Source organism: Psychrobacter maritimus (assembly GCF_904846345.1).
In the GTDB taxonomy this organism is placed as follows: domain Bacteria; phylum Pseudomonadota; class Gammaproteobacteria; order Pseudomonadales; family Moraxellaceae; genus Psychrobacter; species Psychrobacter maritimus.
Map to the genome: position 1 here is coordinate 1 of NZ_CAJHAJ010000008.1, position 22,974 is coordinate 22,974.

Below are 22,974 nucleotides of genomic sequence, written 5' to 3' on the forward strand. Positions count from 1 at the left end.
TATATTATTAATCTCATTAATCAATTCTTTATTACTTAAACCTTTTATAGATTGTTTAACAATAAAAACAATATCTTTATTTTCTAAGTTACTAGCTTTTACGCGAAACTGTTCACGTACTTGACGTTTAATTAAATTTCGCGCAACAGCAGTAGGCACTTTACGTTTAGTAATGGCCATACCGACTCGAGGCTGCTCATGGGTATTGGTACGCACAAACGCCATTAGATGGCTCTGATGAAGCTTACGCTCAGGTGCATCAAACACCTCACGAAAGGCTGCAGGCGTGAGTAAGCGCTGCGCTTTGGTGAAGCGAGCATTAGGTGGCGCTGAAACAGTATTAGACATAGTACAACCTAGTATAAGAGCTGATAACAATAGCAGAAATAGTAGCGTAGAAATAATCATAAAGTATAGAGACAAAAAAAGCGCCGATGTGGGCGCTTTTAATATATGGCTAAGTGTCAGTTGTGATGATTGACGATCGCAATCTATAAATAATAGAAACACAACAAGCACTATGAGCCATGCTTATCGCAATCTACTGATTATACAGTAAGGCGATGACGTCCTTTAGCGCGGCGACGAGCTAAGACCTGACGGCCTTTTTTAGTTGCCATACGAGCACGGAAACCGTGAGTACGTTTACGCTTGATCACGCTTGGTTGGAATGTACGTTTCATAACTCACCTATCAAAATAATGGACTAAATTCGTAATAACGGAGGATTATACCACCGCATAGTATCTTGGTCAATAAACTAATTAAGTCTGTGTTTATACAGATAAGTTTTATAACAGAGAAAATAGTCTTTTCAATGATTCATTGTTAAAAAACACTGATTTCTAATACCAATCTACCTACTGAAAATATCTATTTTGATAATTGAATTTTAAAAGTTATCCACAATTTTTATCAGTCTCTATAATAATTAACTATTAATATATATAAGTATTGTTGTTATTGGGAGCCGTATTATCTGTGGCTAACTCATTTTTTTCCTTTAATATCAAAATATTAGACTATGGGTAAGGTTGTGGATAACCTGTGGGTGAAATATGGATAACTCGTGTTGTTTACTTATCCACAAAACTATCCACAGCCTTATCCACAAAAAACAAGGTGTTATCCACAGGCCGTTTGTGTTAGATTAGCCCCTAGCTGATGTATGGTTTTAAGTAATCTCACCATAGAGTCTCTTAGGTAAGAAACGATTCACTCTATAGGTAAAGATTCAGTAATTTTAACAATAAAAGAGTTGTTCTTTTGACCAATTATTTTGGACTATGGGGTTAGTACTTTTCATGATTGATACAGCAACTATTTGGGATAAATGCCTAAATGACTTACGTTATCACGTTAAAGACAACGTCTTTACGATGTGGTTAAGACCATTATCGGCGCATCAAGAAGCCAATAGCTTGATTATTCTTGCTCCTAATGATTACTTTGTAACCTACATTAAAAAGAATCATCTGCAAGATATCCAACAGCTAGTCGCTAAACATAGCCAAGGTAGTATCGAAGAGGTGATTGTTCGTGTTGATAATGCGGGTCGTGACATGGATGACAGCCATCAATCACAGTCAGGCTCATTGTTTGAAGACGATAAGCCCTCCCCTCCCCCGGCAGATCACAGTTTTCAAACCACGCATAATAATATTGCTAGAGCAGATATTGATGCCAATATGCGTCATGCAGAACTGATCGAGTCTGCCGATGCCAAATCATTGAGCTATCTAAATCCTGACTTCACCTTTGAAACCTTTGTCACTGGTAAGTCCAATAACCTGGCTTACAAGGCCTGTTATGAGCTTGGAAAACGCCAATCAAAAAATCGGCACAATCCTTTATTTATATACGGACCTTCTGGTTTGGGAAAAACGCATTTAATGCATTCTGTAGCACATCGCTATTTAAAAAATAATCTAAGTTTTTATTATTTCACTTCTGAAAAATTTATTAATCAATTAGTTTATTCATTAAGAAATAATAAAATAGAAGATTTTAAAAAGAAAATAAAAAAAGTAGATTTATTAATTGTAGATGATATTCACGTATTAGCAGGAAAGACAAAAAGTAGTAATGAGTTTTTAACTTTATTTGCAGATTTTACCAGTGGTGATAAGCAATTGATTTTGGCATCAGATCGCCATCCATCACAGATGACAGAGTTTGATGAACGTTTTAGGTCGCGTTTTTCGTGGGGTTTGACGGTTGCGGTTGATCCTCCTGAGATTGATACACGTGTACAAATCTTACAGAGAAAAGCCGCATCGTACGGAATGAGTCTCCCTAAAGAATGTGCCTTATTTATCGCTCAAAATGTGGTTTCTAACGTCAGGCGTTTAGAAGGTGCGCTCAATCAGGTATTTGCCAATGCAAACCTTACGGGCGCGCCCATTACGCTTGAGATGGTGCAATACGCGCTAAAAGATATCGTTGCGATGCGCGTGCAAGCCGTAAATATGGACAATATTCGTAAAGTGGTTGCTGAATATTATGATATTACAATCAAAGATATGATGGGACGCAAACGTACGCGCAGTATCGCAAGGCCGCGTCAAATTGCGATGGCATTGTCACGTGAGCTAACGAGTGAGAGCTTTCCTGAGATTGGACAGTCATTTGGCGGCCGTGACCATACGACCGTGATGCATGCTTGTGATAAAGTAAATGAGCTACGCGCTGCCGATCCGGCGTTTGATAAGGATTACAAAACCTTGGCTTTGATGCTGCAAGCGGGTTAGCGGCTTGTGGTATCGCAATGTTGTCGTAAGCAGATATGGTTTATAATACTTTGAGTAGCAGTAGACACAAGCTGTATGGATTATCGTTAGTAGACAGGGTATTATTAAGCCATTATTTTAAAATTATATAAATTAAAACCATATAAAAAATCCTTTTAATAAGAGCAACTAATAAACAAGAGTAACTAAGCATGCAATTATCGATTAATCGAGAGTCGTTACTAAAAGCTATTAACTTGATCGCCAAGGCTGCTGATAAGCGCCATAATATGGTTATCCTGGGTAATATTAAGCTACAGTTGTCTGAATCAGCGCTGATTTTGACCGCATCTGATTTAGAAGTAGAGCTGACATCGAAGTTGAAATTGCCTGCCGGTGCTTGTATTGAATCCGGTACAACGACGTTACCTGCGACTAAGCTTAAAGATATTTGCAAATCACTGCCGTCGCAAGCGCAAGTCAATCTTACCACGCAAGAAAACGAGCGTTGCTTGTTGACCAGTGGCAAAAGTCGTTTCACTTTAGGGACATTACCTAGCGAAGACTATCCAAGTCTTGGTAATCCTGAAAATATCACACCTTTAACCATTAGCCGTAGCCGTTTGACGGATTTGATTCATAAAACCCAATTTGCAATGGCGATTCAAGATGTTCGTTACTATCTAACGGGTATGTTGTTTGATGTTTCACAGCAGCAGCTGACTACGGTTGCAACCGACGGCCATAGATTGGCGTTAGCTCGTAGCGTTATTGACGTTAGTGCTGATTTGAATATGCAGGCGATTTTACCGCGTAAAGCTGTGATTGAGCTTGAGCGCTTGGCTTCTGAGCTTGGCAAGATGCTGGGTGATAAAGACAATGCAGTCACACTAAGCTTCGGTCGTGAGTTCTTGCAAGTAAGCTTGCCATTTGGTGATGTCGATAGTACAGGGCAGGTGAGTGATAACTTAATGGTGACCTTTACCGCGCGTCTTATCGATGGCAAATTCCCGGATTATCGCCGCGTTATGCCAAGTAATACCGATAAATTGGCGTTGTTTAATCAAGAAAAAATGACCGATGTGCTGCGCCGTGTAGCGATTTTGAGTAATGAAAAGTCTCGCGGCGTAGTATTCAACTTTGCTAGCGATGGTATGGTAGAAGTACGCGCCAATAACGCTGAACAAGATGAAGCAGTCGAGATGATACAAGCGAAGTATCAAGGCGAGCCGATGGAGCTATCTTTTAATGCTGCGTATCTGCAAGATGTCTTAGGTGTGATTCAAGGTGATTTGCAAATGCATATGAGCCAATCAAATGCCTCGGTACTGGTTAATCAGCTCAACGATGAGTTCCACCAGTACGTCATTATGCCAATGCGTATATAGTGCGATTTTATTATAAAATTATTTTTTAATAAACTTTTGCCTACTAATTAGTAGGTGGTAATATAGGCGGCTGTCACTGTTATGATTGAACGTCTACAAATCTCACACCTGCGTAATCTAACCCAAGTGAGTCTGCAGTCCGCTGCCTGTAACGTCATTATTGGCGCAAATGGTAGTGGTAAAACCTCTTTACTTGAAGCGATATTTTTGCTCTCAAGAGGTAAAAGTTTTCGTCATCATCAGCCTAAACGCTATATCCAACACCATCAAAATGCAGCAACAGTGCATGCTAGGCTCAATGATAGCAGTACCTTAGCTATCCAAAAGCAAGCCGATGCGACAACGGTTCTACGTCTGAATCAAACCACAGTTTATAACCAAAGTATCTTAACCGAACAGCTACCCACGCTACTGATAGATCCCTCGACGATGGATATGTTGGAGCAGGGTAGTGCCAGTCGCCGGCAGCTCTTAGATTGGCTAGTGTTTCACATGAAACAAGGGTTTCATCCCCAATGGGTGGCTTACCAACGCCTGCTAAAACAGCGCAATAGTTTACTAAAAAAGAATCGCCATTTAACCCAAGTACAGCTTGCTGAGCTAAAATCATGGGATAAAGGGCTTAGTAATCATGCTGCGCTTATTCATCATTATCGTGAGCGTATCTTTACAGAATGGCAGCCTTATTTTGCTGAGAGTATCGCGCAATTATTGCCTGCCTACGCTGAGCAATTAAGTCTGAGCTATAATGCCGGCTATGACACCAGTGTGGCGCTTGAGGTGCAGCTTAACGAGCGCTTAGAACAAGATTTACAACTGGGTTATACCCGTATCGGTAACCACCGTGCTGATATTCATGTGCATTGGCGCTCTAGTGATATATCAGAAACGACCAGTGACGATAAAAAGGACGCTAATTCAAATCCCACCGCAAACACAGACCTCAATACCAAACTACCAATTTTAAAAGAACAAGCGGCCAATGTATTGTCTCGCGGTGAGAAAAAGCTGTTAATCACCGCCTTACGTTTATCACAATTGCCGTTATTGCTTAATGATGAAAAGCCCCCGCTTGCTATAGGAAAAGACGGTAATAGTGATACCGTGCTCAACAGCCATACCAAGTCGAGAGCCACGCCAGTGGTGCTGCTAGACGATATCACAGCAGAACTAGATGATAGGGCGATAGATATTTTATTGTCGACGTTAGCGCAGCTGCCATGTCAGGTATTTATGACCAGCTTAACCGAAGATATTTTACCGTTGGTGCATGAGTATTGGTCAGAACCTAAGATGTTTCATGTGAAACAAGGAAGTTTGACAATTTTATAAACAACAATTGATAAAAAGTCGTTTTTAATGACCAATATCAGCTGAATTTGCGCCTAACTCTTAGCGCATGTTACTTATATTCCCCCTCAATTATCATTATATTGCTTATATTTTTAGCAAAGTAATGACCATCCCAAAATACTTGCTCAATATCGATAAAACTGTCAGTAAACAGTGACTTAGCGCCGAAAAAATGCTAAAATAGAGCTTTATTTTTGTCCTATTCTCAGCAAGTTATCTTACAAATTTTTATCAGTATTTTTTAAAGACTTCTCAACACTTATAAGAATCTAAGTGTTTGATAATTATACGCTTAATTTTACTCTACTTTAATGATGGGTAAAAAAAGTAGAAGCGAATATGAAAAACGGTGATTGAAAAACAGGCTATGTTTAGAGCTGCTTTTTTAACACGGTTTTATAAGCCTTTAAAGGATACCTGATAACGTTTTAGCGAATACTATAACTAAATATTTTAACCCTAAACGTTAACTCTAAGATAACGTCATTCAGTATCGCCGTCGTGGTGAGCTGATGACAAATAGCTGATGATGGCTAGATTAAGGAATGCACATGAGTGATTCATTACCTACCGACCACGAGCAAATGATGCCAGACAACGCTCTAGATACTATTGCCCCCGCTGCCGCCCCTGAAGGATTACCCTCTGATTATAGCTCCAAAGATATTCGTGTATTGCGCGGGTTAGAAGCGGTGCGCGTACGTCCTGGTATGTATATCGGTGATACCGACGATGGTACCGGCTTGCACCACATGGTCTTTGAGGTGGTGGATAACTCGATTGATGAGGCGTTGGCCGGTCATTGTGACCAAATTGACATCATTATTCATGAAGATGAGTCTGTTAGTGTCATGGATAACGGTCGCGGTGTCCCTGTGGATATCCATCCAGAAGAAGGGGTGTCGGCAGCACAGGTTATTATGACCGTACTGCACGCCGGTGGTAAATTCGATGACAACAGCTATAAAGTATCAGGCGGCCTACATGGCGTCGGTGTTTCTGTTGTTAACGCCTTATCTAAAACGCTTGAGATGAATATCTGGCGTGAAGGTTATCATTATCATCAAACTTATACCGATGGTGTACCAGACGGCGATATCCAGCAGATGGAAGCGACGGATAAAACCGGTACCCAGATTCGTTTTTACCCAAGTAATGATGTCTTTACCGGCACTATCTTTGAGTACGATATTTTAGCCAAACGCTTACGTGAGCTGTCTTTCTTAAACTCAGGTGTGCGCATTGTCTTAACCGATGAGCGTATCGATAAGCGTCATGAGTTCGAACATAAAGGCGGTTTGTCAGAATTTGTCAGCTACATCAATGCCGGTAAAGATGGCATCAATGATGTCTTTCATTTTGTCAGTGAGCAAGATGATGGCATCAGTGTCGAAGTGGCGCTACAGTGGACGGATACTTATAACGAAAAAGTATTGTGTTTTACCAATAACATCCCGCAGCGCGATGGTGGCACGCATTTATCTGGTTTCCGCTCAGCATTGACGCGTGGTCTAAATAGCTATATGGACCGTGAAAACTTATTTAAAAAAGAAAAAGTCGTTGCCACTGGTGATGATGCGCGTGAAGGTTTGACGGCGATTGTTTCTGTGAAAGTGCCTGATCCTAAGTTTTCAAGTCAGACCAAAGATAAGCTGGTTTCAAGCGAAGTAAAATCCGCTGTTGAATCAGCGATGCACGATAAGTTTAACGATTATTTATTAGAAAATCCAAGTACTGGTAAAGCAATCGCCAGTAAGATTATCGATGCCGCCCGTGCCCGTGATGCGGCGCGTAAAGCCCGTGAAATGACCCGTCGTAAAACCACCTTAGATATCGCAGGTTTACCGGGTAAATTGGCAGATTGCCAAGAAAAAGATCCCGCATTGTCAGAGCTTTATATTGTGGAAGGGGACTCTGCAGGTGGTTCAGCAAAGCAAGGTCGTAGCCGTAAGACCCAAGCAATTTTGCCACTAAAAGGTAAGATTCTTAACGTTGAGCGCGCTCGTTTTGACAAAATGCTGTCTTCTGCGGAAGTTGGTAACTTGATTACCGCGCTTGGTTGCGGCATTGGTCCGGATGAATATAATCCTGACAAAGTACGCTATCATAAAATTATCATCATGACCGATGCGGACGTTGATGGATCACACATTCGTACGTTGCTGTTAACCTTCTTCTTCCGTCAAACGCCTGAGTTGATTGAGCGTGGTTATATTTATATCGCTCAGCCACCACTTTACAAGGTGAAAAAAGGTCGTCAAGAGCTGTATCTAAAAGACGATGAAGCCTTAAAAGCGTATTTATTATCATCAACGATTGATAATACCAGACTGCATATCAGTGCCGATGCGCCTGCTATTACTGGTCATGCGTTAGAGACGTTGTTAAACGACTATAACCAAACCCAGCTTATCAAAGCGCGTTTACAGATTCGTTATCCTGCGGTGTTATTGGATGCGTTGACTCATACGCCAAAGCTTAGCACCGATATGACCTATGATAAGTCGGCGATGGAAGCGTGGAAGGCGTCTTTACAGACGCAGCTTGAGCACTTCGGCAGTGATTTAAATCCTGAGATTGAACTGGTCAATATCCATGCGCCGCAACCAAAAAACATGGATGCCGCTGCTGCTGATTTATTGGGTATGAAACCTGTCATCGAGCCTGAAGCGGGCGCTACGTTAGATAGTGACGGTGAAGCACAGCCTGCTAAAGCCCAATGGTTGCCACGTATCACCGTTTATGTGCATCAATTGGCGCATCATTATCTGCTCGATGCCAGCTTTATCAATTCAGGCGAGTATACCAAGCTGCTACGCTTATCAGCTGAGTGGAATACGTTACTTGCAGAAGATGCCTTTATCCGCCGTGAAGCCACCGCAGGTACCACTAAAGACATCCCAGTACGTGACTTTGATTATCTCTGGCAACAGATGATGCTTGATGCGCGTCGTGGTCTTGCGATTCAGCGCTATAAAGGGCTGGGTGAGATGAATGCTGATCAGCTGTGGGATACCACGATGGATCCTGAAAACCGTCGTATGTTACGCGTTACGATTGAAGATGCGATTGCTGCTGACCATATGTTTACCTGTCTGATGGGTGATCATGTCGAGCCACGTCGTATTTTTATTGAAGAGAATGCGTTGACAGTATCTAATTTAGATATCTAAATAGGCTATAAAAAGTTGCTTAATGACTATTAATTGATTAATAAAAACCACCGCCTTGGCAATCAAGGCGGTGGTTTTTTAATGTTAGAGTTGTTTCACGTGAAACTTATGACAATAAGCAAAAAGAAGCGAATAATAAAATGATTGAAGTTATATTACTTGCCATTGCTCTTGCGATGGATGCGTTTGCTGTTGCGATTGGGCTAGGGGCGAAATCACAAAAACAGCATCGTCATTATGTGCTGCGTTTGGCGATTTATGCGGGTTTGTATTTTGGTATTGCGCAGGGCGTGATGCCACTGATTGGTTATTTATTGGGCGCAGCTTTATTAGGCTGGTTGGCTGCTGCTGCACCTTGGATTGGTGGATTTATTCTTATCGGTCTTGGTAGCAAAATGCTTTATGAAGTGTTTTTAGGAGATGGAGAAGAGGCGGTAGATAAAGCGCTGCATATAAATAGTGAGGCAGTGTCTGTAAATGACAGCCTAAAGAAAAATATCAATCATCGCACCATGTTTACCCTTGCGATTGCCACCAGTATTGATGCCATGGCAGCTGGCTTTACGCTGAATTTGTTGGCGCTTAATGCGTGGTTGGCTTGTTTAATCATCGCTATTATCACTGCTATTTTTAGCGTTTTTGGTGTGTATTTGGGTAAGAAATCAGGGACGTATCTTGAAGATAAGGCGGAAGCGCTAGGTGGATTAGTGCTTATACTTATTGGCTTAAGGGTGATGTTCTTTAGCTAACTTATTAACCTTTACCTTTTACGCTATAAAAAAACACCGCCTTGATAACCAAAGCGGTGTTTTTTTGTTTCACGTGAAACTTTAAATAGATGTTTTTCAGACAGTTATTTTTTATTAATTACGCGTCGTCAGTATTAAAGCGCCACGCTAAAACACGGGTATTCTTTTGCCCTTGGCTCATCTCGATGATACGCATTTGCGCGACATCAAGCTGCTTTAATAATAGTTGTAATGGTTTCACGTTCTCTGACTTTGACACTAAACTGGTAAACCAGCCAACGTGCTCGGCAAAATCTTGGCTTTCTTTCATCATTTTGGTCAAAAAGGCAATCTCGCCGCCCTCACTCCACAGCTCTTTATGCTGACCGCCAAAGTTTAGATTTTGCGCAGCGTTACCAGCCTTGGTTGAATGGCGGCTGATTTGCTCGTTTTCATTCTTACCGCGATGTCGTTGCAAATTATGCTGCTTGCGAGTATTCGCTTGCATCGCTTCTTCTAATGACGCATGAAACGGAGGGTTGCAAATAACCACATCAAAGTAATCTTGACGACCGATGATGTTTTTAAAGATAAATTTAGGCTCAGGTTGCAGTTTTACTTTAACGGCGCTTTTTAGCTTCGGGTTAGACTCGCAAATAAGCGCGGCGGTATTGACCGAAATAGGGTCGATATCACTCGCGGTAAAACGCCAGCCATAGCTCTGGCTACCGATAATTGGATAAATGGCACTGGCACCGGTACCAATATCAAGGGCGTGAATTTCTTTACCAGTCGGCGGTGTATTGTCGTCATTAACGTGCGTGGTTTGCGCGAGTAAATCGGCAATATAATGGATGTAATCTGCGCGACCCGGTATCGGCGGGCAGAGATAGCCTTCTGGAATATCCCAAAATTTAACACCATAATAATGAGCGAGTAACGCCTGATTCAGGACGCGTACCGCTTCACTATCAGAGAAGTTAATGGTCGGCTCGCCATTCGGGTTGGTGATGGTGTGCTTAGCCAATTCGGGCAGGGCACGGGTCAATAGCGCAAAGTCATAGCGACCTTGGTGCGGATTGCGCGGATGTAGCTTGCCGAGTTTTTTGGCGGTCTCAGGTGAGCGGTTGCGATGATTATTAGCACTTGCTCTACGGACGTTTGATGTATTGGTGATGGGCTTACTGGTCATAGTTTCGGACTGCAATGTTTGAATATAATCACCCAGTTTAGCAGATTTCGCGTCCCTCTATCTGTTTATCCATTGCGACCGAATTACCTATAGCGAATAAAAAATAGCAATCTGCCTGTGCGCTTATATCTGTCCTTGCGTTATAGCATAGGGGTGTCTATATTGAAACTAAGCCAAATGAACATAAAGCGGCTATTTTATAAGCGCAGCAGATGACAATAATAATTTAAAAGGATAAAAATATGACAACGGAAAGTAATAATCACAGCATCGATAACCGCATCACCTACGAAACCGACGGCTATATCTGCCTGATCGGGCTCAATCGTGCCGATAAACGCAACGCCTTTGATAGTCATATGATTAAGCAGTTATCCGAAGCGCTGACGCGTTATGAAAATGACGATAACTTACGCTGTGCCTTAATATTTGCCCATGGAGAGCACTTTACCGCAGGGCTTGATTTAATGGAGCTACAAGATAAATGGGATAAAGGCGCGTTTGAGTTTAATGATAATGATAATGAGATTGACCCATGGGGTATCGGTGGTAAATTACGCAGCAAACCAGTCGTCGTTGCGGTACAAGGAACGTGCTTTACCGCTGGCATTGAATTAATGCTGAATAGTGATGTGGTCATCGCAAGTGATAACTGCAACTTTGCACAAATGGAGGTGCAGCGCGGTATCATGCCATTTGGCGGTGCAACGGTACGTTTCATACAGGCAGCAGGTTGGCAAAAAGCCATGCCGTATTTGCTGACTGGTAAAGCCTTTGACGCGCAAATTGCTGATAGACTAAATTTGGTCAGTGAAGTAGTTGAAAATGGCGAGGAATATGAGCGCGCGCTAACTATTGCGCAAGAGATTTGTAAAGCCGCCCCACTTGGCGTGCAAGGATTACTGTCTTCAGCGCAAGATGCCAGTCGTAGTGGAACTGCCGCCGCATTGGCTAATATTCATAGCTATTTGCCGCATTTATTTCATTCAGAAGATGCGAAAGAGGGTGCGATGGCGATGGTAGAGAGAAGGGAGGCTGATTTTAAGGGGCGTTAAAGTGAGGTTTTATAAGATTAAATATTAAGAAGAACAAACAGATTTTGGTAATTAGTTAAAGTTAAAATAGGTCGATGAATATGGGTATGGAAGCTACAGGAAGTGTCAAAGAAATTAGAGATGTCTTTGTAGAGGTTAGTCAATTTGTCACTAGCTTTATTGGTAAGGACTATCAAAAGTTTGCTACCAAATACAACTTTGCTTTGAGTGACTACTTAGAAGCTAAGCGAAGCAGTCTTTCTAAAGTCAAAATGGCTTTCTTTTCCTCACAAGTAGTTGAACTTGACGAAATTTATGTCCCGCAATTCATTTCCTTAGGAAACAAACTGTGCTCACAGGAAAGTTTTTTTAAATTACTCTTACAAAATAAAAAAATGGTAGTTAGTGCTACAGCAGGTTCAGGAAAATCCTGTCTTTTGAAGAGTATGTTTATAAGTGTAATAAGAGATAAGAGTAATCTACTTCCTATATTCCTAGAACTTAGAAAAGTAAATGAGACTAATGATTCTATTTTCGAAACACTCAGGACAGATATAGCGATATATAACGAAAAATTTAATAAAGATAATTTGAACTACTTACTTGATAGAGAAGGGACAATAGTATTTCTAGATGGTTTTGACGAAGTGAACCATGATCTAAAAGATAGGTTCACGAGAGAGATTAATAACTTAGCAGATAAGTATCCAAACCTTATCATCCTAGTTTCATCAAGACCAGAATATAATCTATTCTCTGATTGGTCGCTATATAACGTCGCTCATATTCAACCTCTGATCCTATCTCAAGCAATAGATGTAATAAAGAAATTAGATTACGATAGCGAGGTAAGAGCGAGGTTTATATTAGCTTTAGAGACTACACTTTTTAGTAAGCATGAAGGTTTTTCTAGTAATCCTTTGTTGCTCACAATTATGTTAGTGACATATGAGCAGTTTGGCGATATACCTGACAGAGTCTATATATTTTATGATCTTGCTTATCATGCACTATTTAATAAGCATGACGTATCAAAACAGGGCTTTCTAAGAAAAAGTTCAACCAATCTAGATATGTATGAGTTAAGAGATATATTCGCTCTGTTTAGTTTATTTACATACAGTAAACAGATGTTTGAGATGACAGAAGATGAAATCCACACATTTTTGAAAAAATGCTTAGTACATTCAAAATCTGAGGTTATCGACAAGGATCTAAAGTTAGAGCTATTAAATAATGTGCCTTTATTAATGAGAGACGGCTTAAATTATTGCTTTACCCATCGTTCATTTCAAGAATATTTTACTGCATATTACATAGTAAATCATGCAGTTAAAGAACAAGTTTTTGAACGTGTATGTGGACGATACTATTCAGATAATGTTGTTGATATGGCGTTTTCTATGAATAAAAGCATAATAGAAGACAAGTGGATACTTCCAAAGATTAACAAAATTTTAGAATTAAAGCCGGTGGATATTACAACTATAAAGCGCAAAATAACGTTAATATCAGTGTTCTTTAATCGAATTGAAGAGATCAAAGATAGAGGAAAAAAGGAAATAGGGTTCACACACAATGAAAACTCTAATTTTCTCTACTATTTAATCAAAAAATATGATTGTCACAGTCAAATTATTTATTTGAATAACAAATATCACTCTCATGATTTTACTTATGAAGAAACAGATTTTTTTGAATTAGTCTTAAACGATAAGCAAGCTATAATGCTTGAAGAGTTGAACGATTTTGAGGAAAATTTAGTTTGTCGTATGGGTAGTTCGCGTTATGGAGAGTGGAGTTTTGAGTTAATTGAATATATTAAGAGCTTAATTATGACTAATAGAAACGATTCTCTAGATGATATTGAAAATTTCATTTTTGATTAGATATAACCTTAGTTGTTCTGTAGGGGTTGCTACGAAGACAAGTTTTAGCCCTGACATGAGAGCCGTAAAAAAATTGCACTGCAATTTTAGGCTTGCAAGTGAAACTCTCTTAAATAAGAGTTTCTTAGGGCTATCCTACTTAAATAGCCTCGCCACGCCTAGATAAGCAGATAATAGCGGATGGCAGGATTGGCTACTCATACACTCAACTCTAATCAAACCATTAAACCACCTTTCTAGTATCTTCTAGCGTTAATCTCATAGCACATCTATGCAAACGTCATAAAGCAATTAGCGATGACTACATTCACGTCTACTCTAAGCTAATATTTTTTCTAATTCAGGAGAATGATGGTGCAATACAATTTTGATGAAATAATAGATAGACGTGATACGGGGTCAGTCAAATGGCATTATAGCGATGATACCATCCCGCTGTGGGTGGCGGACATGGACTTTAAGGCCGCCCAGCCTATCTTAGACGCGATTGAGCAAGTCGCGCAGCATGGCATATTGGGCTATACCAAGCCGACTGAGGCTTTGTACGAGGCGATTATTGGCTGGCATGGCAGTCGTTATGATTTACAGCTAAATAAAGAAAATATCTTGTTTTCCCCCGGTGTTGTGCCAAGTTTAGCGCTGATGATGAACGTATTTACTGAAGTAGGCGATGCGGTACTGGTTAATGACCCCATTTATACGCCTTTTATGACTAAGGTTGAGCAAAATGGTCGCACGCTTGTGATGTCAGCGTTAAAAGAATTCGACGGTAAATATCAGTTAGATTTGGCTGATATCGAAGCCAAGATAATCGAGCATAAGGTTAAGCTATATTTATTATGCAATCCGCACAATCCGGGCGGGCGCGTGTGGACGAGGCAGGAGCTTGAAGCGTTACTGGCACTTTGCAAAAAGCATGATGTGGCGATTGTCAGTGATGAGATTCATCAAGATTTAACCTTGAGTGGTTATACTTTTACACCTCTTTTAACCCTAGCAAAAGGTTACGAGCATAAAGTCGTCAGCCTGACCTCAATGACCAAAACCTTTAACGTAGCAGGTATTAAAGGCTCGATGATCTTTGCTAAAGACGATGCGTTAATAAAAAAAATCAGTCAGCAGCAGCAGTTAAATGACGAGTATGAGCTGAATTTATTTGCTTATGAGGTCATTCGTAGCGCTTATGAAGAGGGCGTTGAGTGGTTGGAGCAGGCGCTTAATTATATCGAAGCCAATGTTGACTTAACTATTAGCTTTTTAAAGCAGCATTTGCCCGATATTAAGATTATGCGCCCAGAAGCCTCGTATTTGATATGGTTAGATTGCTCGGCATATGGCGATGACAATCAGGCGCTTTATGATAAGTTAAGAGAAGCAAAAGTCGAGCTCAATGCGGGTATCAAATACGGCACTGAGGGACATCTAAAAATGCGCCTGAATGTGGCGTGTCCTGAGGCACTACTGCGTGAGGGTTTAAATCGAGTTTCTGCGGCGTTTAGTGGTTAATAAGGCTTTATAAAGCGAGACGAGATTTAATGTTCTCAAGGCTCTATTTGACCTAAATTCTCTAAGTCTACAAACTCCTTTTTGCCATGGATAGTATACATTCTGCGTTTGATGTCTGGATAATTACAGATATCAAACGCTGGTCTGTTGCCTCCCATTAAGTAGGTAGCGTCCGTATCACTATTATTACGCATAGAATGCGCTGCACCGTGTGCGGGGAAACCGACAAAATCTCCTGCATGTAGTTGATAAACTTCATCGCCATAATGTAGTGAAAGCTCGCCAGATAGCATATAAATGAACTCGTCTGAATTTTCATGATAGTGGTGTTGCGTGGTTTCATCACCCGACTCAACACGTACGAGATGCAGACCGAATTTGGTAAGACCGACAATATCACTTAATGAAACCGTATGGCGAATGGCATTGTCGTTAAACTGATGGACGTGTTTGGTTGTAGGGGTGTTTTCAATATTGGATTTGGTTAGGACGTAATGCTGAGTGTTTTTGAGTGCAGACTTTGGTGTAGTCATAGCTTAGTCTTCGTTATTATTATCTTAAGCTTGAGTCTATAGAAGTAATAAAGTTAACTTAGAGGCTTTATTCACTTTGCAGGATAACCAGTAATATCTTGTATGCTTTGATATAAAGGTTTTAGGCGCTCATACATTTTTAGATAAACCTCATTATAAAGGCGTTTGTAGAGTTGGACATTGGCCTCAATAGGTAAGAATTCATCGCCTAAATGGGTCATTGCCTCACTTGCAACCGCATGATCGGGATAGACGCCGATTCCGACTGCGCAGTTGATGGCAGCGCCTAAACCTGAAGCCTCGTAAGTGTGCGGGCGATAAGCAGGCATACCAAAAATATCGGCAGTAAGCTGCATCGCTGAGTCACTTTGGGAGCCGCCACCAGAGACACGCAGGTGCTTGATAGTTTTGCCTGTGCGCTTTTCAATGGTATCAAAGCCCAGTTTTAGCTCATAAGCCAGTCCTTCCAAGATAGCGCGATAAACGTGCGCCCTCGTATGCACATCCCCAAAACCAATGAGCGCGCCTTTGCCCTCAAGTCCCGGATGACGAACGCCGGGTGACCAATACGGCTGCATCATCAGCCCCATACAACCCGCCGGAATATCTTTGACTGCCTGATCGAGGAGTTTTTCGGTATCGATGCCTTGGGTCTTTGCTAGCTGCTCTTCATAGTGGGCAAACTGCTCTTTAAACCAGCTAACCATCCAAAAGCCGCGATAAATCATGTACTCATGATTGTAGTAGTTTGGCGCGGCAGCAGTGTAGGCGGGCATATGCTTAAGGATTTCGACGTAATTGCTCGAGGTGGTGTTAATAGTCGCAGTAGTGCCAAAGCTTAAACAAGCAGTGTCGGCTGCCAGACCAGCAGAGCCCAAAGCTTCGCAAGCTTTATCACTAGCAGCAGCAATCATCGGCGTACCTTCTAAAATCCCCGTGGCTTTAGCTGCTTTGGTGCTGATATGACCAAGTGGCTGACCTGGTGGTACAATCTTAGGCATTTGCTCAGGTCGACAGCTAAATAGACGCCATTTTAAATCTTTGGATTTTAGCCATGTTTGCGCTTTATAGTCATAAGGCAAATAGCCTAGGGCGTGACCAGTGGAGTCGGCAAGTTCTCCTGTAAGCTGATATGTCAGGTAAGCAGATAGATTGACGTAATGAGCGGTCTTTGCCCACATCTCTGGTTCATGGTGTGCAAGCCAATTACAGCGGGCTTTTTGCTGTGCCTCTTGTACCAGCTCGCCCATACCGATAATTTTAGTTAATGGGCTCAGAAAACCAATATCGTTGCTTTCGCCGCGACGCAAATCCATCCATACAATAGCAGGGCGCAGTGGCTGCTTGTCTTTATCCAGACATATCATGGTATAACGCTGGGTGGCGAGGCTGACGCCTGCGATTTGCGTGGGCGTGATAGCGCTGGTGTGCCACAACTGCTGACAAGCTTCACTGAGCTTTTGCCAATAATAATCGGCGTGCTGCTCGGCAAAATTGGGCTGAGTAGAAAAATAGGGTTCAATAGGGACGCGGGCTTTGGCAATCTCATTGCCAAACTGATCAAAGATAAGCGCTCTGACACTTTGCGTACCATTATCAATGGCTAAGAAATAAATAGGTGCATCAAAGGTAGTAGTCATAGTCGTCCTTAACTATGTGGGGATAATCATAAAAACCTTAAGTCGAAAACCTCAAGCCGCAGGCAAATGGTAGTAGCGCTGCCACAAGTCCTGATAGCGAGCAACTTCTTGTTGCCATTTTTGCTCATCCCAGCCGAGCTCTTGCTGACATATTTGCTTTAGTCTTGTGCTGATAAGCGGCGTCATTGCGCCATGCGGTAGGATTAAACCCAAGCGTGTACGTCGCAGTAATAAATCATCTAAATGAATGACCTGCTCATGGCGCGCGGCAAAACGAATCTCTGCCCAAATGGTGTTGCTGTCGGTGACATAAGCCAAATCTTCGTCATGCGCTAGTTCAAGTAAGGTATCGAGCTGTAAGCCGTAAAACCCTTGCAAGCGTTGCTGCAAGGGTGGCGTTAGGGTTGAAAACTTGGGATTGGTTGGCGGCTGATTACTAAAGACTTCAGTGTTAAATGAGCCAAGATTTTTGGTGTCAACCTCATTAAATGCCAGTACCTGTTGGCAAATCTTCAGCACATCAAGGGCGATTAGACGAAAGGTCGTTAGCTTGCCGCCGCTGACGGTTACTAGATTATTATCCAACCACACGCTATGGTCGCGCTTTTCTTTACTTGGGCTCACGCGCTTACCGTCACCGCCGTCAGATATCAGCGGTCGCACGCCTGCCCACGTACTGATGACATCTTCTCGATTAAGGTCGGCATCACTAAAAAGATCGTTAGTCGCAGTTAATAGATAATCGACTTCTTCGTTAGTAATACCAACTTCACTATCGTCCAAGGGTGGATGATCCAAATCGGTGGTGCCAAGGACAGTACGATTTTCCCATGGGAAGACAAATACCGCTCTTTTATCGACAGGATGTAAAAAGGTATAGGCTTGTTTAATTGGCAAACGCTCTTTGCTTACGACCAAGTGGCTACCGCGTGACGGACGGATTTGCTTATGAAAGCTTTGCTCAGTTTGCTTACTGGCCTGCATACGTAAGGTATCCGCCCAAGCGCCCGTGGCACTGACCACCACTTTGGCGTAAACATCGTAACTTTGAGCATTACTATGAGCATTGTCTTCAGAAGAAGTATCTTTGAGTGTTGCACCCACTACCAAGCCTTGTTCATTGGTAATCAACGATTCTGCTTTTAGGTAATTAATCGCCTGTGCGCCGTCATTAACTGCCTCATCAAGTACGCGCATCACCAGCCGCGAGTCATCGGTCACCGCATCGCTAAATTGACTGGCTCCCAAAAACTTATCTTGCTTGATATGCGGATTTAGGCTTAAAAAGGCTTCTCTTTTAAAGTAGGTAAAATAACGCTTACCCGCAAGCCTATCGTAAACTCGTAGCAAGGTATTGAATATCCATGGCGGTGGAAACTTGCCTTTATAATGCGGCATAACATAGTGCATCTCATTCACAAGGCCACTTGCTTCACTGAGCATACGTTCACGCTCACGCACGCTAAGCAAGGTAGTTTTATAATCACCCGCGGCAATATAGCGCAATCCGCCATGTACCATTTTACTAGAGCGGCTGGACGTGCCCCAAGCAAAGTCTTTTTGCTCAATTAATAATACTGCTAAGCCGCGCCGTGCCGCTTCGCGAGCAATCCCAGCACCCGTAATGCCGCCACCAATAATCAGCATATCCCACGGTTCTACTTGAGACGAGCGATGAGATAAAGGCGCTAGTGCTTGCTGGCGTTGCTGATGTTGCTTAGTAGGGTTCATAAACGGTCTATCTCACATGACATTTAAATGAATCAATGACTTAAAATGCGTAAGTCAATTAATGGCGCTAAGGCTACCTTTTAATCTTCGATTAAAACGCCCGGGTTCATACGCTGTTCAGGGTCTAGGCTTTTGAGCATATCATGAGTCACCTGAATGCCGAGCTTACCCTTTTCAGCCGCTAGGTAAGGCGCATGATCACGACCGACGCCATGCTGATGCGATATCGTCGCTGTACCATTCGCTAGACTTAAACTGGCTGCCTTTTTGATTTTTTGCCAGCGTTTTAAGGTTGTGGCGTGGTCTTTAGCTGCGCGAAAGAAGTAGGTGGTATAAAGACTAGCGCCTTGCTTATAGACGTGTGAGATATGAGTAAAGGCCATTACGTTTTCGCCTTCATCTGCCAAAGCGTTTTGCACCGCTTCTTGCATCTGCTGCATTTGCTCGTCGATGTTGTTCCAGTTGGTTGCCGTTTCAAAGGTATCGACCATGATGCCTTTGTCCCATAAAGTGCCACGCAAATAAGGAAATTTAAAGCGTCCATGCGCCCACACGCTACCCATGATATCGGTGATTTTGCCAGTGACACTACCGTGCTGCTTCAACAGCTTATTAAACTGCGTTAGCGCCAATTTATTCTGCGCCTTATCGCCTGATACGCCGTAAGTGAGCATAACCTTATCTGAGCTCAGCCCGCGAGCTTTTAGATAAGTGCTAATGGCTAAAAACTGGCTCGGTGACGTGCCTAAATGTAGATGCGCATCAGTTTCGACAGCATTACTTAAACGTAGCATAGACAAGCGAATATTTTTTTGCACAGCTTGTCTAAGCACTTCTTTACCAGCTTCCCAATTGGGTAGGAAAGCCACTTTAAATAGCTCTTCCTCAGGCTGCGGTTGTACACGCATTTTGACTTCGGTAAAAATACCAGCACGACCTTCGGTACCCATCATCATCTCGCGCAAATCTGGCCCTGCTGATGATGCCGGAATATCAGCGATATTAAGTACGCCTTGCGGGGTGACCAACGTACCGCCCGCAAACATCTGCTCGATACGCCCGTAGCCCAATGACTGCTGACCACTAGAGCGCGCGGCAATCCAACCGCCAAGCGTTGATAGCTCCCAAGACTGCGGATAATGCCCTAAGCGGTAACCCTGTGCGTCCAATTGTGCTTCAACCGCTGGCCCTTGTGTACCCGCGCCAAAGGTAGCAATTTGGCTCTCGGTATCTAAGTCGATAAGCTGATCCATCTTGCTCATGGCAATGGTGAGTACCGGGCGTGAGCCCTTTTGCGGATTGATATGTCCAACGACTGAGGTGCCGCCACCAAACGGAATGACAATTAGGTCATGCTCACTGGCGAGCATTAATAAATTTTCGACATCAGCGGTCGATTCGGGAAAAGCAACACCGTCAGGGAACACCTCAAAAGCGCCGCTGTGCATGGCTATCCAATCTGGGAAACTTTGCCCGCGTGCGTGTCTGAGTCTCACTTCTTTATCGATAGATACCGTTGCAAGCTTAGTCATCGCAGCAGGCAGGCGCGATTTTGGCACGGTTTTGAGTACCTGTTGTAAGCTAACAGAGGAGAGCTTTTTTGTTTTGCCAATATGTGATTTGATCAGCTTTGCGCCATGCGGCGAGACTTTTTTATTGATACTGACATTACCCCAACCGTTCCAACGCGTCTGCTCAATAGGGGTATTGCCGGACATGCTATTGGATGCATTGCTAGGGATGTTATCTTTTGCAGGGGTATCTAAAACGAGGCTGTCAGCATCATTGATGGTTTCTGCGGTAGGGGTGGATTTTTTACCAAAAAGGGATTTTATTTTGCTCATAGGGACATACCTGTCAATTTATTATACAGTCAAACTCTATATAAATCGGACACGGGTCAGGCGCGCGCAGTCTACTATCCTGTAGTCATTTCACTCGTATTCCCTGTATCCAAATTATCATGAACCGACTATCACTTTTATTTAGGGTGAGATTTAGGTCTGGTTTTCATAATTAGGGGCAATTTAACGACAGCTTAACAGTAATAATTAGCTTGAGCTAACCATGCTAAATCTATCGTATTAAAGCCAAATTGCTTATCCTTCGAGCATAGCACAATATAAACGAAAAATTTATACAGACTCGTCATTTGTATAATAAAAATTCATACTGTTTGTATAGTTGTTACATTCCAATGGGTTAAAAAACCTCTCGTTAAGTCTGTTATTTATTCTTGAAATTATTACTTATCTCTTTTAACTCTTGCCTTGGTAACATTCAAATAATCCTCAATATTCGGCATTCATTAGCAATAAATATTCATAACTATCAATATCTCGCAAAAAACGTGAATAATTAACCATCTAATAGCCATTAATGGGCGCAAACTTGTTAAAATAGGGCACTAATTTTTTCTTGATGGACATCGATTTATGACCACTGCCGCTGCCACTTCTGCATTACCTACTATGCCTACTATCAAAGAAGACCGCATCCTCATTCTCGATTTTGGCTCGCAGTACAGCCAGCTTATCGCTCGCCGTGTGCGCGATTCTGGCGTTTTCTGTGAGATGTTCCCTTACGACATCGACACTCAGCGTATCCATGATTTTGGTGCCAAAGGTGTCATCCTATCGGGTGGTCCTGAGAGCGTGCATGCTGAAAATAGCCCACGTATCAACGATGCGGTATTTGAGCTTGGTGTGCCGGTATTGGGTATTTGCTACGGTATGCAGGCAATGGCGGATCGTTTTGGCGGGCAGGTTCATGCCAGTGATATCCATGAATTTGGCGCAGCGACGATTGAAGTTAATGGTCAGTCGCAGCTCACTGATGGTATTGAAGATAGCGTGACGGACAGCAACACTGCCAAGCTAGATGTGTGGATGAGTCATGGCGATAAGGTCATTGAAGCGCCACAAGGTTTCGATATTATCGCCAGTACGCCAAGCTGTCCGATTGCGATTATGGCCGATGATGCCAAGCAGTACTATGGTCTACAGTTCCATCCTGAAGTGACGCATACCTTACAAGGTCAAGCGTTATTGGGTCGTTTCGTACATCAGATTTGCGACTGTGCGGGTGATTGGACGCCAGATAATATCGTCGATATGCGTGTGGCACAGTTAAAAGAGCAAATCGGTGACAAGCAAGTATTGCTTGGTCTATCAGGCGGCGTTGATAGCTCAGTGGTTGCCGCGCTATTGCATAAGGCGATTGGTGATCAGCTAACGTGTGTGTTCGTTGATAATGGTCTGCTGCGTCTGCATGAAGGCGATCAAGTGATGCAAATCTTTGCTGAAAACATGGGTGTAAAAGTCATCCGTGTCGATGCCGAAGATTTATTCTTAAACGCCTTAGCAGGCGAGTCTGATCCAGAAGCCAAACGTAAAATCATCGGTAAAACCTTTATCGATGTCTTTGCCAATAGCGCCCGTGAAATCAGCGAGCAAAGCGATGGTAAAGTCATCGAGTTCTTAGCACAAGGTACGATTTATCCTGATGTCATCGAATCAGCCAAGTCGCATCAAGGCAAGGCACACGTGATTAAGAGCCATCATAACGTCGGCGGTCTGCCAGATGATTTGGCGTTTGAGTTGGTCGAGCCATTACGCGATTTGTTCAAAGACGAAGTGCGTAAACTCGGTATCACCTTGGGTTTACCAGCAAAAATGATTTATCGTCATCCGTTCCCAGGTCCAGGTTTGGGCGTGCGTATCTTGGGTGAAGTGAAAAAAGAATATGCCGATATCTTACGTCAAGCCGATGCGATCTTTATGGCAGAATTAGAAAAATCAGGCTGGTATGATAAGACTGCGCAAGCATTTGCGGTATTCCAACCAATCAAATCAGTCGGCGTGGTTGGCGATGGTCGCCGCTATGCGTGGGTGATTGCGCTACGTGCGGTTGAGACTGTAGACTTTATGACCGCGCGCTTTGCCCATTTGCCATATGATTTGATTGAGACGGTATCGAACCGCATAATGAATGAAATCGCTGAAGTTTCACGCGTCACTTATGATGTGTCGAGCAAGCCGCCTGCGACGATTGAGTGGGAATAACCTCTACTTAGTTT

General features: G+C 42.6%; 16 protein-coding genes. 9 read left to right on the top strand and 7 right to left on the bottom strand.

What is annotated here, in order from left to right; all coding sequences use genetic code 11:
• Together rnpA and rpmH are read right to left on the bottom strand one after the other, a co-directional pair.
• On the bottom strand, nucleotides 1–348 hold a 348-nt coding region (rnpA, locus tag JMX50_RS10725; RefSeq protein WP_201629506.1), incomplete at its 3' end, for a ribonuclease P protein component.
• Between the two features lie 200 nt (nucleotides 349–548).
• A complete protein-coding gene (gene rpmH / locus JMX50_RS10730; protein ID WP_007394757.1) occupies nucleotides 549–683 on the bottom strand; it encodes a 50S ribosomal protein L34 in 135 nt (44 codons plus the stop codon).
• Nucleotides 684–1,304: 621 nt separating this feature from the next.
• Here rpmH and dnaA point away from each other — a divergent pair.
• From dnaA to JMX50_RS10755, 5 genes are all read left to right on the top strand, one after another.
• Nucleotides 1,305–2,750, top strand: coding sequence for a chromosomal replication initiator protein DnaA (gene dnaA, locus JMX50_RS10735; protein WP_201563823.1), 1,446 nt, complete (start codon nucleotides 1,305–1,307; stop codon nucleotides 2,748–2,750).
• A 191-nt stretch (nucleotides 2,751–2,941) separates the two neighbouring features.
• Nucleotides 2,942–4,117 carry a DNA polymerase III subunit beta gene (gene dnaN, locus JMX50_RS10740; protein ID WP_201629507.1) on the top strand — a complete coding sequence of 392 codons (1,176 nt, stop codon included), beginning with the start codon at nucleotides 2,942–2,944 and terminating at the stop codon, nucleotides 4,115–4,117.
• Between the two features lie 81 nt (nucleotides 4,118–4,198).
• Nucleotides 4,199–5,449, top strand: coding sequence for a DNA replication/repair protein RecF (gene recF / locus JMX50_RS10745; protein WP_201629508.1), 1,251 nt, complete (start codon nucleotides 4,199–4,201; stop codon nucleotides 5,447–5,449).
• Nucleotides 5,450–6,057: 608 nt separating this feature from the next.
• Nucleotides 6,058–8,643 carry a DNA topoisomerase (ATP-hydrolyzing) subunit B gene (gene gyrB, locus JMX50_RS10750; protein ID WP_201629566.1) on the top strand — a complete coding sequence of 862 codons (2,586 nt, stop codon included), beginning with the start codon at nucleotides 6,058–6,060 and terminating at the stop codon, nucleotides 8,641–8,643.
• A gap of 140 nt (nucleotides 8,644–8,783) precedes the next feature.
• A complete protein-coding gene (locus JMX50_RS10755; protein WP_201629509.1) occupies nucleotides 8,784–9,392 on the top strand; it encodes a manganese efflux pump MntP family protein in 609 nt (202 codons plus the stop codon).
• Nucleotides 9,393–9,510: 118 nt separating this feature from the next.
• Here JMX50_RS10755 and rlmF read toward each other — a convergent pair whose 3' ends face one another.
• Nucleotides 9,511–10,563, bottom strand: a complete 1,053-nt coding sequence (rlmF, locus tag JMX50_RS10760) for a 23S rRNA (adenine(1618)-N(6))-methyltransferase RlmF (protein WP_201629510.1) — start codon at nucleotides 10,561–10,563, stop codon at nucleotides 9,511–9,513.
• Between the two features lie 242 nt (nucleotides 10,564–10,805).
• On the opposite strand from rlmF, the gene JMX50_RS10765 reads away from it, so the two are divergent.
• The 3 genes from JMX50_RS10765 to JMX50_RS10775 all read left to right on the top strand — a co-directional run bounded on the left by JMX50_RS10765 (nucleotide 10,806) and on the right by JMX50_RS10775 (nucleotide 14,992).
• Entirely contained in the window at nucleotides 10,806–11,618 is an 813-nt protein-coding gene (locus JMX50_RS10765) for a crotonase/enoyl-CoA hydratase family protein (protein ID WP_201629511.1), read from the top strand.
• Nucleotides 11,619–11,698: 80 nt separating this feature from the next.
• The gene (locus JMX50_RS10770; protein ID WP_201629512.1) at nucleotides 11,699–13,486 is read left to right on the top strand and encodes an NACHT domain-containing protein; all 1,788 of its coding nucleotides are present in this window, start codon (nucleotides 11,699–11,701) and stop codon (nucleotides 13,484–13,486) included.
• 348 nt (nucleotides 13,487–13,834) lie between these two features.
• Entirely contained in the window at nucleotides 13,835–14,992 is a 1,158-nt protein-coding gene (locus JMX50_RS10775) for a MalY/PatB family protein (RefSeq protein WP_201629513.1), read from the top strand.
• Between the two features lie 35 nt (nucleotides 14,993–15,027).
• Here JMX50_RS10775 and JMX50_RS10780 read toward each other — a convergent pair whose 3' ends face one another.
• The 4 genes from JMX50_RS10780 to JMX50_RS10795 form a co-directional block, all read right to left on the bottom strand.
• A complete protein-coding gene (locus tag JMX50_RS10780; protein WP_201629514.1) occupies nucleotides 15,028–15,525 on the bottom strand; it encodes a cupin domain-containing protein in 498 nt (165 codons plus the stop codon).
• Nucleotides 15,526–15,596: 71 nt separating this feature from the next.
• Entirely contained in the window at nucleotides 15,597–17,165 is a 1,569-nt protein-coding gene (locus JMX50_RS10785; protein WP_201629515.1) for an FGGY-family carbohydrate kinase, read from the bottom strand.
• 51 nt (nucleotides 17,166–17,216) lie between these two features.
• The gene (locus tag JMX50_RS10790; protein WP_201629516.1) at nucleotides 17,217–18,896 is read right to left on the bottom strand and encodes a glycerol-3-phosphate dehydrogenase/oxidase; all 1,680 of its coding nucleotides are present in this window, start codon (nucleotides 18,894–18,896) and stop codon (nucleotides 17,217–17,219) included.
• 80 nt (nucleotides 18,897–18,976) lie between these two features.
• Nucleotides 18,977–20,740, bottom strand: a complete 1,764-nt coding sequence (locus JMX50_RS10795; RefSeq protein WP_201629517.1) for an FAD-binding oxidoreductase — start codon at nucleotides 20,738–20,740, stop codon at nucleotides 18,977–18,979.
• 627 nt (nucleotides 20,741–21,367) lie between these two features.
• Here JMX50_RS10795 and guaA point away from each other — a divergent pair.
• The gene (guaA, locus tag JMX50_RS10800; RefSeq protein WP_227671035.1) at nucleotides 21,368–22,960 is read left to right on the top strand and encodes a glutamine-hydrolyzing GMP synthase; all 1,593 of its coding nucleotides are present in this window, start codon (nucleotides 21,368–21,370) and stop codon (nucleotides 22,958–22,960) included.
• Nucleotides 22,961–22,974: the final 14 nt, after the last annotated feature.

What these genes read in the sequence shown, in the direction of transcription:
- rpmH (WP_007394757.1), bottom strand. Translation starts at nt 683, where the DNA reads ATGAAACGTACATTCCAACCAAGCGTGATCAAGCGTAAACGTACTCAC.
- dnaA (WP_201563823.1), top strand. Translation starts at nt 1,305, where the DNA reads ATGATTGATACAGCAACTATTTGGGATAAATGCCTAAATGACTTACGT.
- dnaN (WP_201629507.1), top strand. Translation starts at nt 2,942, where the DNA reads ATGCAATTATCGATTAATCGAGAGTCGTTACTAAAAGCTATTAACTTG.
- recF (WP_201629508.1), top strand. Translation starts at nt 4,199, where the DNA reads ATGATTGAACGTCTACAAATCTCACACCTGCGTAATCTAACCCAAGTG.
- gyrB (WP_201629566.1), top strand. Translation starts at nt 6,058, where the DNA reads ATGCCAGACAACGCTCTAGATACTATTGCCCCCGCTGCCGCCCCTGAA.
- JMX50_RS10755 (WP_201629509.1), top strand. Translation starts at nt 8,784, where the DNA reads ATGATTGAAGTTATATTACTTGCCATTGCTCTTGCGATGGATGCGTTT.
- rlmF (WP_201629510.1), bottom strand. Translation starts at nt 10,563, where the DNA reads ATGACCAGTAAGCCCATCACCAATACATCAAACGTCCGTAGAGCAAGT.
- JMX50_RS10765 (WP_201629511.1), top strand. Translation starts at nt 10,806, where the DNA reads ATGACAACGGAAAGTAATAATCACAGCATCGATAACCGCATCACCTAC.
- JMX50_RS10770 (WP_201629512.1), top strand. Translation starts at nt 11,699, where the DNA reads ATGGGTATGGAAGCTACAGGAAGTGTCAAAGAAATTAGAGATGTCTTT.
- JMX50_RS10775 (WP_201629513.1), top strand. Translation starts at nt 13,835, where the DNA reads ATGATGGTGCAATACAATTTTGATGAAATAATAGATAGACGTGATACG.
- JMX50_RS10780 (WP_201629514.1), bottom strand. Translation starts at nt 15,525, where the DNA reads ATGACTACACCAAAGTCTGCACTCAAAAACACTCAGCATTACGTCCTA.
- JMX50_RS10785 (WP_201629515.1), bottom strand. Translation starts at nt 17,165, where the DNA reads ATGACTACTACCTTTGATGCACCTATTTATTTCTTAGCCATTGATAAT.
- JMX50_RS10790 (WP_201629516.1), bottom strand. Translation starts at nt 18,896, where the DNA reads ATGAACCCTACTAAGCAACATCAGCAACGCCAGCAAGCACTAGCGCCT.
- JMX50_RS10795 (WP_201629517.1), bottom strand. Translation starts at nt 20,740, where the DNA reads ATGAGCAAAATAAAATCCCTTTTTGGTAAAAAATCCACCCCTACCGCA.
- guaA (WP_227671035.1), top strand. Translation starts at nt 21,368, where the DNA reads ATGCCTACTATCAAAGAAGACCGCATCCTCATTCTCGATTTTGGCTCG.